The organism is Hyphomonas sp. (assembly GCF_041398465.1).
Taxonomy (GTDB): Bacteria; Pseudomonadota; Alphaproteobacteria; order Caulobacterales; family Hyphomonadaceae; genus Hyphomonas.
Genome location: NZ_JAWKUS010000002.1, coordinates 398,835 through 414,275, shown reverse-complemented (window position 1 = coordinate 414,275; position 15,441 = coordinate 398,835). Strand labels below are relative to the sequence as shown.

Below are 15,441 nucleotides of genomic sequence, written 5' to 3'. Positions count from 1 at the left end.
GTTTGCCTGCGGCAACGTTGTTTTTGTCCAGAAATCAAAACTATAGGCGAAATGCGGTATGTCCAATGGGCATTGCTTTTCTGGCGTGCACGAATTCAGGTGCCGGGCGAATGATCGGCCGGCTGGCGGTGATGCCCCGTGTTTTCGGACGTCTGAGCCGGATCATACCCTGACCAATGATCGTCCACACCGGACTTCTCCGGATCATGTCGGACCATAACGGATCATAGCGGACTAAGGGCCGCCGGTTGACGTGGCGAAAAGCCGACATGTCATTGTTTTCACGCTGTTCCGGCGGGCTGGTTCTGATAGGGTTCCTCCCGAGGAAACACCAAAAGCAGGACAGAGAGGCCAGCGCCATGAGTGCCGACATGAAATTCACGATGACCATCAATGGGAAAGCCGTCGCCGGCACCGAATCTTTCGGTGTCGAAAATCCGGCGCTGGGCGAGGTTTTTGCCGAAGCACCGAACTGCACGCAGGCCGAGCTGGACGAAGCGATCGCCGCCGCGCGTGCCGCGCTGCCTGCCTGGCGCAAGACGCCGATCGAGAAGCGCAAGGAAGTGATGCTGGCGATTGCCGGCGTGATCGCACAGAACGGCGAGGAACTCGCCCGGCTACTGACCCGGGAGCAGGGCAAGCCGTTCGAGCAGGCCATGGGCGACGTGCTGGGCGGTGCGCACTGGTTCGCTGAAACGGCGAAGCTGGACATTCCGGAAGTCGTCTCGCAGGACGATGACGAGCGCTACACGGTCACCCGCTACGAGCCGATCGGCGTGGTTGCGGCCATCGTGCCTTGGAACTTCCCGATCATTCTGGCCGCGTTCAAACTGGCGCCGGCTCTGCTGGCTGGCAACACCATCGTGCTGAAGCCCGCGCCGACGACGCCGCTGACCACGCTGCGCCTCTGTGAACTGATCCGCGACGTGGTTCCGGCCGGCGTGCTGAACGTGGTGTCGGGCGACGACCGGCTCGGCCCGTGGCTGACCGGGCATTCCGGCATCGACAAGATCAGCTTCACCGGATCGACCCAGACCGGCCGCAAGGTGATGGAAGGCGCTTCGAAAGAGCTGAAGAAGGTCACGCTGGAACTCGGCGGCAATGACGCAGCCATCGTGATGCCCGACGTGAATGTCGAAGCCATCGCACAGGAGCTGTTCTGGGCCGCGTTCCAGAACACCGGACAGATCTGTATCGCAACCAAGCGCATGTATGTTCACAAAGACATCTACGAGCCGCTGAAGGCGGCGCTGGTCGAATACGCCAAGACCGTGAAGGTCGGTGATGGCTCCCAGCAGGGCACGCAAATCGGCCCGATCCAGAACAAGGCACAATACCAGCGCGTGCTGGACCTGATCCAGGATTCCAAGGACAAGGGCTACAAGTTCCTGATCGGTGGCGAAGCCTCGGAAGCACCCGGCTATTTCGTGCCGGTCACCATCCTCGACAATCCGCCGGAAGACGCACGCATCGTGCAGGAAGAGCAGTTCGGCCCGGTCCTGCCGCTGATGTCGTTCGATAATCTGGACGAGGTCGTCGGCCGCGCGAATGACACGATCTACGGTCTCGGCGCGTCTGTCTGGAGTGCCGACCTCGCCAAGGCACAGGAAATCGCAGACCAGCTGGAAACCGGTACGGTCTGGATCAACGAGACCCAGCACCTCTCGCCGCACGCCTCGTTTGGCGGCGCCAAACAGTCGGGCATCGGCAGTGAAGGCGCCGAGCACGGCCTGTTGGAATTCTGCCAGGCCAAGACAACGAACATTCGCCGGAACGCTGCGTTCGTCTGAGGCGGCAATTCTACCGCTTTACAGCGAATGTGATTGAGATTGGAGGCGAGCGCGTGAAGGCGGGCTCGCCTCAGTTTTGCGGCCCTCCTGAAATCAATTGACCGCCGTCACGTCAGGTGCGGTTGCGGTGATGCGGTTCGGGCCGGATTTGGAAGGAAGACATATTGGAACCCTATTTTTATCGGAAAGAGGATTCCGTCATCGCGACGGAGAATGGTGCAGGCCCCTGGGACCCGCGCATGCTGCATGGCGGCGCGCCGTCGGCCCTGATCGCCAGCATTGTCGAAGACCTGCCCAGCGAAGTGCCGATGTCGGTGACGCGCCTGACCATCGACCTGCAACGGCCGGTACCGGTGGGGCCGCTGGATATCGAGGTCAACATCACCCGCGAAGGCCGGAACATTCAGACCTCGGAAATCATTCTCTCGGCAAATGGCAAACAGGTGGTCCGCGCGGCCGCCCTGCGGATTCGCAAGACGGAACTGGAATTGCCGGCTGAGGTAGCGATGCCGGATATTGCCAGCCAGATACCGGAGACACCGCTCGAATTCCCGCTCTCGGTCGGGTTCAACACCGCCGTGGAAATGCGCACGGAAGACCCGAATGCCACCTCCCGCAAAGCGGTCTGGTTTCACATCAAACGGCCGTTCCTGGATACGCGGGCGACGACACCGCTCATGCGGGCGGCCGCGACGGGCGACTATTGCAACGGTTTCGGCTCGTCCCTGAACTTTCAGGAATGGACCTATATCAACGCCGACCTGACGCTGCATTTCGTCCGCGAGCCGGTGGGGGAATGGATCAAGCTGGAAGCCAATTCCTGGATCAGTCCGGATGGGCGCGGGCTTGGCTTCGGGGAGCTGTCGGATCAGCATGGTCCGTTCGGGCGCGCCGTTCAGTCGCTGGTGATTGCAAAGCGCTGAGCCAGGTGCGTGCAAGGCGGGCTTTGCCGGGGCGTAAAGCTCGCCTATACGCCGCCCATGACGACCTTTCCGTTTGAGATCAAGGCCCGCGAGGGCAAGGCACGCACGGGCGTGCTGAAGACGCCGCGCGGCGATATCCGTACGCCGGCTTTCATGCCTGTGGGCACCGCAGGTACGGTCAAGGCGCTCTATATGGATCAGGTGAAAGGGGCCGGGGCCGATATCATTCTCGGCAACACCTATCACCTGATGCTGCGCCCGGGCGCCGAGCGCGTGCATCGTCTCGGCGGTCTTCACAAGTTCGCGCACTGGAGCGGCCCGATGCTGACTGACAGTGGCGGTTTCCAGGTGTGGAGTCTCGCACAGCTGCGCAAGATGGACGCCGATGGGGTGACCTTTCAGAGTCATATCGACGGATCGACCCACCGGCTGACACCGGCGCGCAGCATCGAGATCCAGGCAGATCTGCTGGGCGCCGACATCTCCATGCAGCTGGATGAATGCACGGATTATCCGTGCACGCATGAGCAGGCAGAAGAGAGCCTTGAACTGTCCCTGCGCTGGGGCGAGCGTAGCCTCGACGCATTCGGAGAGCGCGAAGACCAGACCCTTTTCGGCATCATTCAGGGCTCGAATTTCGCCGATCTGCGTGAGCGTTCAGCCAAAGGTGTCGTCTCGCAAGGTTTCGGCGGCATCGCGCTGGGCGGCCTCGCCGTGGGCGAAGGGCATGAACAGATGTGCGAGACGATCGACATGACGGTGCCGCACCTGCCGGATGACAAGCCGCGTTACGTCATGGGTGTCGGCAAGCCGATTGACCTCGTCGAGAGTGTCGCGCGCGGTATCGACATGTTCGACTGCGTTTTGCCGACCCGGTCCGGCCGTCACGGACAGGCGTGGACGTGGGCCGGGCCCATCAATGTGAAGAACGCGAAGTTCGCAGAAGATCTCTCCCCGCTGGACGAACGTGTCGATTGCCCGGCCAGCCGAGACTATCCGCTGGCCTACTACCACCACCTGTTCAGGGCGGGGGAGTATCTGGGGCCGATGCTGCTGTCATGGCACAACACGGCCTTCTTCCAGGCGCTGATGCAGGAGATCCGCGCGGCGATTGCCGAAGGCCGCTTCGAAGCTCTGCGGGCAGAGCTGCAGACCGCCTGGGCGTCGACGAAGTCCAAGCCGAGGGCCGAAGAGGACGCTGCCGGCTAGTCCGGCGCGTCGCCTTTGTAGACCGTCATTTCAGGTTCAGGCTCGATTATCGCTGGCCGGGCAGGTTCCGGGCATCCGCGGGCAAGGCCGATGCCTTTCAGATAGGCCCGGCGCTGGGCACCGATCTTGTAGGCCCGGTTATACTTCTTCTGGTAGGCGTAGGCGCCTGTCGCGCGCCGCACCAGGCTGCGGAAGGGAATCAGGCTGCTGGCGGTGGACGAGATCGTGTCTAAGGCCGCGTCGGACGCCTCGTCAGCCAGTTTCTCGGTGCGCAGCCGTTCGTCAGGATCGTCGGTGTCCCAGTCCGGGCCGAGGGCTGCGTCCAGTTCAGACAGAAGCAGGGTGATCTCCGAACAGCTGATATCCTCGGGCACATCGTAGGGGCTCTTGATGCTCTGGAGGATCGGGGGAATCGGGTCCCGTTTGAGGTTCAGGTCCTCCAGCGGGGACATCGCGGCATCCGGAAGCCCGTCTTTCGTCTGGGTGTAGGCGGTGCCCGCAGCAGATTCCGTGTTCTGGACCACGCCGTCGGATCCGGCAGGGTTTTCCGCAGGGGCAGGTTCCGGGCTACTGGCGCAGGCTGAGGCCAGCAGGAGGGCGGGTAGAAGCGCGGGCAGGAGGAGCGTGGAATATCTCATGTTTTCAGTTTGAGTGGATAAATGTGACGACTTGTGGCGATTGGGTGCAGGCGGGTGTTGACCCGCCTCAAACCCTTCTCTAAATGGGCCGCTCTGGCGTGCCCTTAGCTCAGCTGGTAGAGCAACTGACTTTTAATCAGTAGGTCACAGGTTCGAACCCTGTAGGGCACACCATTTTCTCCTCTCAGTCTCCCTTTGAACTGTTGTCTTGACCACAACATAGCGCTGGTTCTGGCGAACGACAAAGCTTCGCTGCACGCTTGGTTTGCTGCGTGGGGCAGGCCTGATATACGCGCTGTTTGAGCGCGAGAAGCAAAGATGGACTGCGTCGTTCGCAAGACAGTCAGGGAAGAACTGCTGCACCGCTTGTCAGGCGGGCAGGCCATGCTCATGGGCATCCTCAATGTGACGCCTGATTCCTTCTCCGATGGCGGCGCGCATTACGGCCTGACCAATGCCGTCCAGCATGCCGAACAGATGCGCCTCGATGGGGCGGATATTATCGATATTGGCGGGGAATCGACCCGGCCGGGTGCCGAGAATGTGGATGCCGCCGAGGAATGGCGCCGCGTTTCGGGTGCAATTGCCTCTCTGGCAGCCTCAGGCGCGCTGCCGCTGTCCATCGACACCTACAAGGCGTCCGTTGCGCGGCAGGCAGCCGAGGCCGGCGCCGTGATCATTAATGACGTCTGGGGCATGACCCGCGACAAGGATATGGCGCGTGCCGTGGCGGAGACGCACAGCCTGATCGTCGTCACCTACAATCGCGGCGAAGCAGACGCATCGATCAATCTCAGGGACGATATGTCGGCTTTCTTCCGGGACAGCTTCGGTATGGCTGAGGCGCACGGCATACCGCGTGAACACATCATTCTCGATCCTGGCGTGGGCTTCGGGAAAACCTATGAGCAGAATTTCGGCGTACTGGCCCATCTGGACGTGTTGGTGGACACCGGTTGCCCGGTCCTTGTCGGTGTCTCGCGGAAATCCTTCATCGGGCGCCTGACGGGAAATCCCGTCGGCGACCGTCTGGTTGGGACTTTGACCGCAAACCTCGACAGTCTCCGTCGCGGCGCATCCATCCTGCGTGTGCACGATGTCGCCGCCCACCGGGACGCCCTCAACATGCTGGAAGCAATAGAGAAAGCCAAATGACCGACCGCGTATTCGTGACCAATCTCTGCCTTCATGGCTTTCACGGCGTCCACAAGGCCGAGAAGTCCCTCGGGCAGAAATTCTATATCGACATGGAGTGCGAGCTGAAGCCGCAGGCGGCACGCAATGACGATATGGCTGAGACGGTCAACTATGGTGAGCTTTGCGACCTCGCCGAGCGCCTGTCTGGCGAGACGGTGTTCAATCTGATCGAAACCTTTGCCGAGCGGATCGCGCTGGCTGTGCTGGAAGACCAGCCGCTGGTGGAGCGGATCACGGTGACTGTCCGCAAGCCATCGGCGCCTATCCGTCATTTCGTTGATCACGTTGGCGTCGTCATCACGCGTAGTCGTAATGGCTGAAGCGTATCTGGAACTGGGTACCAATCTGGGCGACCGGGAAGCGTATCTGGCCCGCGCACTTGCATTGCTGGAAGAGACGGACGGCGTGACCCTGGGAATGATGTCGCGTGTTTATTGTTCCAAGGCGTGGGGCGTGATGGAGCAGCCGGATTTTCTCAATATCTGTGTGCAGATAGAAACAAGCCTGACGCCGCACGATCTGCTGGCTGAATGCAAGCGGATAGAAAAGGCGCTTGGACGACAGGTGCGGGAACGATGGGGGCCGCGGGAGATTGATATCGATATCCTGATGATGGAGGGTGTCGACATCGATACGCCAACGCTGACCATCCCGCACGCCAGGCTGTCTGAGCGGCGCTTTGTGCTGGACCCCCTGTCAGACATTGCACCGCGCTGGGAGTTTGATGGATTGCCGGTCTCCCTGCTTGCGGAATCGCTTCGCGCGGACGAGCCGGACCAGGTGTGTTTCCCGGACGAAAAAGCCACGCAGCGCCTGGCGGAACTGCGTGGCTCTTCAAGGTGATTGCAAGGCGCCTTAGAGCGACTTGACGATATCTTCCACCATCTTCTTGGCGTCCGCGAGCAACATCATCGTGTTGTCGTTGAAGAAGAGCGGGTTATCAACGCCGGCATAGCCGGAGCCCATGGAGCGTTTCACGAACAGCACGGTGCGGGCATTCTCGACGTCGAGGACCGGCATGCCGTAGATCGGCGAGGTCTTATCCGTCTTGGCCGACGGGTTGGTCACGTCGTTGGCGCCGATGACGAAGGCGACGTCTGCGGTCGAGAATTCGGAATTGATGTCTTCCAGCTCGAACACTTCGTCATACGGCACTTGCGCTTCGGCCAGCAGCACGTTCATGTGCCCCGGCATACGGCCTGCGACCGGGTGGATGGCGTATTTCACGTCGACGCCTTCTTCCTTCAGCAGCTCTGCCATTTCCTTGAGGGCGTGCTGGGCCTGCGCCACCGCCATGCCGTAGCCCGGCACGATGATGACCTTGGAGGCGTTCTTCATGATGAAGGCCGCGTCGTCGGCAGAGCCCTTCTTGAACGGCCGGTCAACGGCCGGGCCGCCGGCGCCTGCCGCAGAATCGTCTGCGCCGAAGCCGCCGAGGATCACCGAGATGAAGCTCCGGTTCATGCCCTTACACATGATGTAGGACAGGATCGCACCCGAGGAGCCGACCAGCGCCCCGGTGATGATCAGGGCGAAATTGCCGAGCGTGAAGCCGAGCGCCGCGGCTGCCCAGCCCGAATAGGAGTTCAGCATCGACACGACGACCGGCATGTCCGCCCCGCCGATCGGAATGATCAGCGTGATACCGAGAATGAGTGCCAGCACCGTGAGACCCCAGAACGCCCAGGGTGCCTGGCCATTCACCGCGATCAGGTAGCCGAGCAGGCCGACGACACCAGCGGCGAGCAGGATGTTCAGAAGATGCCGGGCAGGCAGCATGATCGGCGCGCCGCTCATGTTGCCGTTCAGTTTCGCAAAGGCGATGACCGAACCGGTAAACGTCAGGGCACCGATGGCTGAGCCGAGGCCGAGTTCGATCAGGGAAGCGCCCTTGATACCAACATCACCGGCGATGCCGAATTGGATGGGTGAATAGAAGGCAGCGGCAGCCACAAGCACGGCGGCCATGCCGACGAGGCTGTGGAAGGCCGCAACAAGCTGCGGCATCGCCGTCATCGGGATGCGGCGGGCGATGATCGCACCGATTACGCCGCCAACAGCAACGCCGCTGAGGATCAAGCCCCAGGTGGTGAGATCAAGATCGCCCCAGAGCAGGGCCAGCGTTGTGCCAACGGCGATAGCCATGCCGATCATGCCGTTGCGGTTGCCTGCGCGGCTGGTGGCCGGGCTGGAAAGCCCGCGCAGGGCGAGGATGAAAAGGATGCCGGCGGCCAGGTAGAGCAGCGGCGCCCAGGTGGAGTGGAAGGAGTCCATGAATTAGTCCCCCTTCTTCTTGTACATGGCCAGCATGCGCTGGGTGACGAGGAAGCCGCCGAAAATGTTCACGCTGGCGAGCGCGACGGCGACGGTTCCGAGGATCTTGGAGACCCAGTTGTCGGAGTTCAGGCCCACCGTGGCTGCGGCGACGAGCGCGCCGACGACGATCACGGAGGAGATGGCGTTGGTCACGGCCATCAGCGGCGTGTGAAGGGCCGGGGTGACGCTCCACACAACATAGTAGCCGACGAAACAAGCCAGCGCGAAGATTGCAGCCAGGAAGACGGTGGAATCGATGCCACCGCCATCGGCAAAGGCGGGCAGCGCAAAGCTGGCCGCGACGAGGGTCAGGAGTGCGCGTTTCATGATTGGATCCTTTCGTTCACCGTTTCGCCGCCCCGGGTCAGGAGCATGGCGACGACGACTTCGTCATCGGTGTCGAGATTGAGGCTGCCGTCTTCAGCCGTCACGAGCGGCAGGAAGGCGAGCAGGTTCTTGGAGTATAGCGAAGAGGAGTCCGCTGGCAGGCGGGCGGGCAGGTTGGAGAACCCGGCCACTTTCACGCCGCCGACATCGACGATCTCATCCGGTTTAGACAGCGGACAGTTTCCGCCCTGGGCAACCGCCATGTCGACGATCACCGACCCCGGCTTCATGCTCTTCACCATGTCCTCGGTGATCAGGACCGGCGCAGGACGGCCCGGAATCAGGGCCGTGGTGACGACAATGTCCTGTTTGGCAATGTGGCTGGCCGTCAGTTCAGCCTGTTTGGCCTGGTATTCGGGCGACATCTGCTTGGCATAACCGCCAGCGGTCTCTGCCGCTTTGAACTCATCGTCCTCAACCGCAATGAACTTGGCGCCGAGCGAGGCGACCTGTTCCTTGGCGGCCGGGCGGACGTCAGTTGCTGTGACCACGCCGCCAAGGCGGCGGGCGGTGGCGATCGCCTGGAGACCGGCGACGCCAGCTCCCATGATGAAGGTCTTGGCGGGGGCGACCGTGCCGGCGGCGGTCATCATCATCGGCATGGCGCGTCCGAAGATCTGCGCGCCTTCAATTACGGCACGATAGCCGGCGAGGTTGGACTGGGACGAAAGAGCATCCATGCTCTGCGCCCGGGTGATGCGCGGCGTGAACTCCATCGAGAGCGCCGCGATCTTTTTGCCGTTGAGCCCGGCGATGACCTTCGGGTCCATCGCGAAAGGCTCCATGAGGGCGATCAGGGCCGCGCCGTCCGGCAGGGCTGCGATCTCGCCTTCTTCAGGTCCGCGGACCTTGAAGACGATATCTGCCCCCTGGACAGCAGCGGCAGCATCCTTCGCAATGGATGCCCCGGCCTCCTCATAGGCCGAATCCAGAAACCCGGCAGTCTTGCCGGCATCGGACTCAATTGTAACCGAGTGGCCGGAGGCCACTAACTTCTTGACCGTTTCTGGTGTAGCCGCCACACGGGTCTCACCAGAACGTCGTTCCCTCAGCACTGATATTTTCATGATGCTAGGAGTAGCGACAGAATCTTGCGTTGTGCAAGTGCGAAATGAGGAGTTTGGGGCATGGATTTGTTTAGTCTTGCTGACAGGACGGCTTTGGTGACCGGCGCATCGAGCGGTTTGGGGCGGCATTTTGCGAAGGTTCTGTCTCAGGCCGGCGCTGATGTCGTGTTGGCTGCGCGCCGCATGGACCGGCTGGAATCGCTGGCAGAAGAGATCAGCAAATCCGGCGGCCGGGCCCTGCCAGTTGAGATGGATGTGACCTCTGATGCGAGCGTCAGCGGTGCGTTCGCGGAGATCAAGGAAGCCCTCGGCCGCCCCTGCGACATCATCGTCAGCAATTCCGGCATGTCGCGTGACACCTGGTTCCGGGACCAGAGCGAGGATGACTGGAACGCAGTGATCGATACCAACCTGAACGGTGTCTGGCGGGTCGGCAAACATGGGACGAACGCCATGATCGACGCGGGCGTGCATGGCTCGATCATCAATATCGCGTCTATCACCGGCCTTCAGCCGCAAATGATGACGACGGCTTACTGCGTCTCCAAGGCAGGTGTCGAGCACCTGACGAAGCAGATGGCACTGGAAAACGCCCGATACGGCATCCGCGTGAACGCCATTTCGCCCGGCTACTACAAGACCGATATCAATTCTGAATATCTCGACTCCGATGCGGGCGACAAAATGCGCAAGCGCATCGCGATGAAGCGCTTCGGCGAGCACCATGAGCTGGATGGCGCGCTGTTGCTGCTGTCGTCCAATGCCGGAAGCTACATGACGGGCGCCAATCTCGTCGTTGACGGTGGTCACCTGCTGTTGCCGCTGTAGAAATTGAACAGTCCATTCTTTTAACCGGCGTTAGCCAAGCCTTAGTGACTGGCGTGGCAGAAGGGACGGCAATCTGCAGGAGGTTGCCGTGTCCGCCCTCAAAGTCCCGAAACACCACCATCCGGAATCCGATGCGGAGGATCTCGTTCGGCCTGAACCGACAGGCCGGGACGGGAATCATTGGCAGTTCGGTGATCTGAAGGTCCATGGGGCGGGCTCGCCCGCCAGGAAGCTGCAGTCACACCTCGCTGAACGGCTGCATCAAGCCAACCGCATACCCATCCGGGGCGCGCTGGCTACATTGGCTGTTTTATGCCTGTCGCTGTCTCTGGCAGGTCTCTACCTGCTTACAATGAACTGACGCATTCCCAGCGTTCGCTTCACGCTGGCATGTTGGGGCGCCTTGGCAGGTAATTTGCTTATCGATTAGAGCAGTATTCACCTGAGACACGAGAATTGGATTTGATATGCGCGTAAAAAAGGCTGTCCTGCCGGTCGCCGGGTTTGGCACACGTGTGCTGCCGGCAACGAAAGCAATCCCGAAGGAATTGCTCCCGGTCGTCGATCGCCCCGCGATTCAGTACGTGGTCGATGAGGCGCTGGAAGCCGGTATCGAGCACATCGTTTTTGTCACCGGTCGCAACAAAGGCGCCATCGAAGACTATTTCGACCATTCCTACGAGCTGGAAGAAGCGCTCGTCGCAAAGAAGAAAGATGCCATTCTCAAGCAGGTCGAACAAAGTCGCCTGCCGGCCGGCGCCGCAAGCTTCACGCGCCAGCAAAAGCCGCTTGGCCTTGGTCACGCGGTCTGGTGCGCGCGGGACATCATTGGCAACGAACCGTTCGCCGTGCTGCTGCCGGACGTGATCGTGAAGGGCAAGCCGTCCTGCCTGGCGCAAATGGTGGATGCCTACGACAAAGTAGGTGGAAACATCATTGCCGTGGACCCGGTGCCGGAAGAGCGCGTGTCGTCTTACGGTGTGATCGCGCCGGTCGAGCGTGATGGCCGTCTGATCCGCATGTCGGGCATGGTCGAGAAGCCGCCGGTCGAATCTGCGCCGTCGAACCTGGCCATCACCGGCCGCTACATCCTTCAGCCGGAAATCTTCGATCTCCTCGAAAACCAGGGCAAAGGCGCCGGCGGCGAGATCCAGCTGACAGACTCCATGGCGACGCTGATGGAGAGCCAGGCTTTCTACGCGTATGAATTCGAAGGGGCACCGTATGACTGCGGTTCCAAGGTCGGCTATTTCGAAGCGGTCCTCGCGCATGCCCTCGACAATGAAGAAACCGGCGCCGGTGCGCGCGAACTCGTCAAGAAGTTCGCCGCGGACCTTTAATGTGATTTTACCGGAAGCCATGGCGCGCTATGGAGCGCCATGGCTTCCGATTCCCTTCCAACTCATTCTGATGTGATCGCTGCGGCGCAACGGCTCAAAGGCCTCGTCCGCAACACACCTGTATTGCGGCATGACGCGCTCGACGCGCTGGCTGGTGCACGCGTCTTTGTGAAGGCCGAATGCCTGCAGGAAACAGGCAGCTTCAAGATCCGGGGCGCGACGAACCGGCTGTTGCAGATCCCAGACGCCCAGCGCGAGGCGGGGGTCGTTGCCTTCTCCTCTGGCAATCATGCGCAGGGCGTTGCGAGAGCGGCGCGTCTCCTGGGTATGCCGGCATTGATTGTGATGCCGGCGGACGCGCCCGCGGTAAAAGTCGAGGGGGTGAAGGCCGATGGCGGCGAAGTCCGGCTCTATGACCGCAACACCGAAAGCCGCGAAGAGATTGCCGAGCAGATTGCTGCTGAGCGTGGCGCCATCGTAGTGCCGAGCTTTGACGATCCGCACATCATTAGCGGGCAGGGAACCGCGGGGCTCGAATTTGCAGCCCAGATGGAAGACGCTTGCGAGACGCTGGATCACCTGATCACTCCTGCTGGTGGTGGGGGACTTGCCTCAGGGATTGCGCTTGCCCTGGAAGGCGTCTCCCCGGATACGCGCGTCTGGGTGGCTGAACCGGAAGGACATGACGACTGGACCCGGTCTCTGAAGAGCGGGCGCGTTGAGAAGAATGCGCCGGGCACCCGCTCGATCTGCGATGCGATCCTGACTCAGGCGCCGGGCGATATGACGTTCGCCATTGGTCACAGGCTTTTTGCTGGCGGCCTGGTAATCAGCGATGAACGGGCAAAAGGTGCCATGCGCGCCGCGTTCCGCTACCTCAGGATCGTTGCCGAACCGGGCGGTGCCGCTGCGCTGGCTGCAGCGCTTGCGTGTCTGCCAGATGAAATGAAGGGCAGCACAGTCGGTGTTGTCATCAGCGGCGGCAATGTTGACGCAGCCGAGTATGCCAAAATCCTGATGGGCGCCTGAGCCTGATCTGTTGATACGCCAACGGATGGAACGAGCGCTCACCCTGGGCGCGACTTCGAGCCGTGTGATCCCAATGCTTCCAACTTCAAACTTATGGTTTGCAGCAGGTTAATTGACCTTGCTTCTTGGTTAACGCGCCGTTCCGGCAGATTCCGAGATTTTTCTGCACGTCTTCAAGAGACCTTACCGTCTCCGTCGTAACCATGACACACGGAACATCGCGCCAGAAAGGCGCTGTGAGGGAGCCATGAAAACAACACCCCTAATCAGTCTGGGCTTGTCTGTCGTGCTGGGCGCCGGTGCCGTCATGCTTGGACGCTACTACATGTCGGATGCGCGTACGCGGGCGGAAGCCGAGACAGGCGTTCCTGCCGTCTCAATGGCAAGCGTTATGGTCGCTGCACGAACGATCGAAACCGGAGAACTTCTGGATTCCTCGATGTTGAAACGTGTTGAGTGGCCGGAAAATATCGTCCCCGAGGGCACACTGAGCGATACGCAGTCGCTGCCTGAAAAAGCCTACTCACGTGGGCTTATAATCGAAGGCGAGCCGGTGAACGTCAACAAGCTCGACCTGAGTGGTGCAACGCTCACACTCGCGGGATCTATCAAACCCGGCATGCGTGCGGTTTCGATCGTCGTACGGAGCGATACAGGTGTTTCAGGCTTCGTCCTTCCGGGTGACAGGGTGGACGTCAATGAGTTCATTCCTCGGGAAGGCCGGGGCAGCGCGTATGCGCGCGGCAGTGAGGACATGCGGATTTCCGGTGATTTGATCGCCCGCCCTGTACTGAAGAATGTGACGGTGCTCGCAGTCGACCAGACGTTCGATCCGAACCTCGAAGGCGCGATACCGTCCAATACAGTGACTCTGGAAGTGACGCCTGAAGGATCTTTGGCACTCGGCGCTGCCAGCCAGCGCAGCGCCCTTGGTCTTGCCCTGATTGGACGTGATGAAGAGGCGGAGTTGGTCGTTGCAGCGCAGAAAGAAGCCAAGAAGCCCGCGGTTGTGCGTCCCGTTGTACGCCGGCGAGCCCCTACAACGACACAGGTGCGCGTCATCAACGGTAACAAGGAAACGGAGGTTTCTGCACCGGTTAGCCCGGGCAATCCCCCGAAAAAGGTGACGGACTGATGGGACATTTCAATCGCATGATGCTGGCCGGTTGCCTGGCCATGATGTTCACCACGCTGCAGGCGGCTGCCTGGACGCAGCGCACGGCGGCACCAACCGATGATATGCTGGTGGTCGAAAAGGGGCGCTCTGCCGTGGTTGAGGCAAATGCACCGTTTACGACGCTTGTTGTGGCAGATCCTGAAATTGCCGAAGCGATGGCGACATCGAACCAATCCTTCTTCCTGCGCGGCAAGCAGCCCGGGTCGACCACGGTGTTGATCTACGGCGCCAGCGGAAAGATTGCGGAATTGATCAATGTTGAGGTCGAGCTTGGCCTCGATGAGTTACGGACCGATTTTTCCAATCTGCTCCCAGGTGAAGACATTCAGGTCTATCCCGTACATGACGGGATTTTCTTGGACGGAAAAGTGACCACGGCTGCCGCTGCCGAAATGGCATTGCAGGTCGCCGAGCGGTATGTGCCGGGCGGCGTCGCGAACGGCCTCTCCATCGGGCAAAGCCAGCAGGTGCTTCTTGAAGTCCGCTTCCTGGAAGCCAGCCGCAGCGCCGTGAAAGAAATCGGCTTCGGCAATTCCATCGACGCAAATGATGTTGTGACATCGACCGAGTCCGGAACAGTTTCCGGTCTGGCGGAGAAAACCGTCGCATTGTTCACTAACATCGGCGGCGGCAATGTCGATGTTCAGCTGCGGGCGCTTGAGGAAAAGGGCGTCATCCGCACGCTGGCTGAACCGAACCTTGTTGCCTTGTCTGGCGATACAGCGAGTTTTCTGGCCGGCGGCGAATTCCCGATTCCGGTGGCGCAGCGTGAAGGCGAAATCACAGTCGAATTCAAAAAGTTTGGCGTTGGACTGGACTTTACCCCGACGGTTCTCGGCGATGGGCTGGTGAACTTGCGAGTACGTCCGGAAGTGTCAGCGCTTGATCGTGCCAACGGTATTCGCGCATCCAATATCGAGATCCCGGGCATTTCGGTGCGCCGTGCCGATACGACGATCGAGCTGAGAGATGGTCAGGCGTTCGCCGTCGCAGGACTTCTGCAGAACGACTATTCCAACGATGTCCGGCAGACGCCATGGCTCGGCAATGTGCCGGTGCTGGGCTCGCTGTTCTCGTCCAAGCGCTACCAGCGCAATGAGAGCGAACTGGTCATCATCGTGACTCCGCGACTCGTGCAGCCGGCGGCGCATCCGGACATGCTTGCGTCTCCGCTTGATGCGTTTGGCGCACCGTCTGAGTCGGAGTTTTTCCTGATGGATAAGACTGCAATCCCGCCAGACGGGTATTGAGAAGATGGGAATGACGAACATGAAAAATCTCAAATACGGTCTTCCAGTTTTGCTGCTGGGTATTCTGCCCGCCTGCGCATCGCATGACTATCAGGACCAGTACCTGCTTGGTGGGGCGAACGCAGCCAATATCGCGGAGCAGTCGATCCGCGACGTGACGGTGCCTAACTCCGAATCCAATCAGTCCGCATCCGGGGTGCGCGCCGCCAATGCCGTTCGGGCACTGAACGAAGGTAAGCGCAAGGAATTGAAACCTTCAGGCGTGAGCGGTAGCGGGGAGACTTCCTAAA

17 protein-coding genes and 1 tRNA gene are annotated in these 15,441 nt (G+C 60.8%); 14 read left to right on the top strand and 4 right to left on the bottom strand.

Annotated elements, in window-relative coordinates; genetic code table 11:
- Positions 1-359 precede the first annotated feature (359 nt).
- The 3 genes from R3C98_RS08595 to tgt all read left to right on the top strand — a co-directional run bounded on the left by R3C98_RS08595 (position 360) and on the right by tgt (position 3,922).
- Entirely contained in the window at positions 360-1,790 is a 1,431-nt protein-coding gene (locus R3C98_RS08595) for an aldehyde dehydrogenase family protein (RefSeq protein ID WP_371313700.1), read from the top strand.
- Positions 1,791-1,954: 164 nt separating this feature from the next.
- Positions 1,955-2,713, top strand: a complete 759-nt coding sequence (locus R3C98_RS08590) for a thioesterase family protein (protein WP_371313699.1) — start codon at positions 1,955-1,957, stop codon at positions 2,711-2,713.
- Between the two features lie 57 nt (positions 2,714-2,770).
- Entirely contained in the window at positions 2,771-3,922 is a 1,152-nt protein-coding gene (gene tgt, locus R3C98_RS08585; protein WP_371314025.1) for a tRNA guanosine(34) transglycosylase Tgt, read from the top strand.
- Here tgt and R3C98_RS08580 read toward each other — a convergent pair.
- On the bottom strand, positions 3,919-4,560 hold the full coding sequence (locus R3C98_RS08580; RefSeq protein ID WP_371313698.1) for a hypothetical protein: 642 nt from the start codon (positions 4,558-4,560) through the stop codon (positions 3,919-3,921). The two genes, tgt and R3C98_RS08580, sit on opposite strands and share 4 nt — an antisense overlap.
- Positions 4,561-4,658: 98 nt before the next feature.
- Between R3C98_RS08580 and R3C98_RS08575 the strand changes: the two genes are divergently transcribed.
- From R3C98_RS08575 to folK, 4 genes are all read left to right on the top strand, one after another.
- Positions 4,659-4,734: transfer RNA gene (locus R3C98_RS08575), tRNA-Lys, on the top strand.
- 144 nt (positions 4,735-4,878) lie between these two features.
- Positions 4,879-5,715 carry a dihydropteroate synthase gene (gene folP, locus R3C98_RS08570; protein ID WP_371313697.1) on the top strand — a complete coding sequence of 279 codons (837 nt, stop codon included), beginning with the start codon at positions 4,879-4,881 and terminating at the stop codon, positions 5,713-5,715.
- Entirely contained in the window at positions 5,712-6,077 is a 366-nt protein-coding gene (gene folB, locus R3C98_RS08565) for a dihydroneopterin aldolase (protein ID WP_371313696.1), read from the top strand. Before folP ends, folB begins: the two co-directional genes overlap by 4 nt.
- Positions 6,070-6,600 (top strand): 2-amino-4-hydroxy-6-hydroxymethyldihydropteridine diphosphokinase, encoded by a 531-nt coding sequence (gene folK / locus R3C98_RS08560; protein WP_371313695.1) that lies wholly within the window; start codon positions 6,070-6,072, stop codon positions 6,598-6,600. The genes folB and folK overlap by 8 nt, the downstream gene beginning before the upstream one ends.
- Positions 6,601-6,612: 12 nt before the next feature.
- Here the strand turns inward: folK and R3C98_RS08555 are convergent, their stop codons facing one another.
- From R3C98_RS08555 to R3C98_RS08545, 3 genes are read right to left on the bottom strand one after another with little or no spacing between them, the layout of a single operon-like run.
- Positions 6,613-8,031 (bottom strand): NAD(P)(+) transhydrogenase (Re/Si-specific) subunit beta, encoded by a 1,419-nt coding sequence (locus tag R3C98_RS08555; RefSeq protein ID WP_371313694.1) that lies wholly within the window; start codon positions 8,029-8,031, stop codon positions 6,613-6,615.
- Between the two features lie 3 nt (positions 8,032-8,034).
- Positions 8,035-8,403: a proton-translocating transhydrogenase family protein gene (locus R3C98_RS08550; protein ID WP_371314024.1), complete on the bottom strand. Its 369-nt coding sequence runs from the start codon at positions 8,401-8,403 to the stop codon at positions 8,035-8,037.
- Positions 8,397-9,527 carry a Re/Si-specific NAD(P)(+) transhydrogenase subunit alpha gene (locus R3C98_RS08545; RefSeq protein ID WP_371313693.1) on the bottom strand — a complete coding sequence of 377 codons (1,131 nt, stop codon included), beginning with the start codon at positions 9,525-9,527 and terminating at the stop codon, positions 8,397-8,399. The genes R3C98_RS08550 and R3C98_RS08545 overlap by 7 nt, the downstream gene beginning before the upstream one ends.
- A gap of 60 nt (positions 9,528-9,587) precedes the next feature.
- On the opposite strand from R3C98_RS08545, the gene R3C98_RS08540 reads away from it, so the two are divergent.
- From R3C98_RS08540 to R3C98_RS08510, 7 genes are all read left to right on the top strand, one after another.
- The gene (locus R3C98_RS08540) at positions 9,588-10,355 is read left to right on the top strand and encodes an SDR family NAD(P)-dependent oxidoreductase (protein WP_371313692.1); all 768 of its coding nucleotides are present in this window, start codon (positions 9,588-9,590) and stop codon (positions 10,353-10,355) included.
- An 88-nt stretch (positions 10,356-10,443) separates the two neighbouring features.
- On the top strand, positions 10,444-10,716 hold the full coding sequence (locus R3C98_RS08535; protein ID WP_371313691.1) for a hypothetical protein: 273 nt from the start codon (positions 10,444-10,446) through the stop codon (positions 10,714-10,716).
- A 106-nt stretch (positions 10,717-10,822) separates the two neighbouring features.
- Entirely contained in the window at positions 10,823-11,695 is an 873-nt protein-coding gene (gene galU / locus R3C98_RS08530) for a UTP--glucose-1-phosphate uridylyltransferase GalU (protein ID WP_371313690.1), read from the top strand.
- 39 nt (positions 11,696-11,734) lie between these two features.
- Positions 11,735-12,724 carry a threonine/serine dehydratase gene (locus R3C98_RS08525; RefSeq protein WP_371313689.1) on the top strand — a complete coding sequence of 330 codons (990 nt, stop codon included), beginning with the start codon at positions 11,735-11,737 and terminating at the stop codon, positions 12,722-12,724.
- A gap of 247 nt (positions 12,725-12,971) precedes the next feature.
- Positions 12,972-13,859, top strand: a complete 888-nt coding sequence (gene cpaB / locus R3C98_RS08520) for a Flp pilus assembly protein CpaB (RefSeq protein ID WP_371313688.1) — start codon at positions 12,972-12,974, stop codon at positions 13,857-13,859.
- Positions 13,859-15,151: a type II and III secretion system protein family protein gene (locus R3C98_RS08515; protein WP_371313687.1), complete on the top strand. Its 1,293-nt coding sequence runs from the start codon at positions 13,859-13,861 to the stop codon at positions 15,149-15,151. Before cpaB ends, R3C98_RS08515 begins: the two co-directional genes overlap by 1 nt.
- A gap of 10 nt (positions 15,152-15,161) precedes the next feature.
- The gene (locus R3C98_RS08510) at positions 15,162-15,440 is read left to right on the top strand and encodes a hypothetical protein (RefSeq protein WP_371313686.1); all 279 of its coding nucleotides are present in this window, start codon (positions 15,162-15,164) and stop codon (positions 15,438-15,440) included.
- Position 15,441 lies beyond the last annotated feature (1 nt).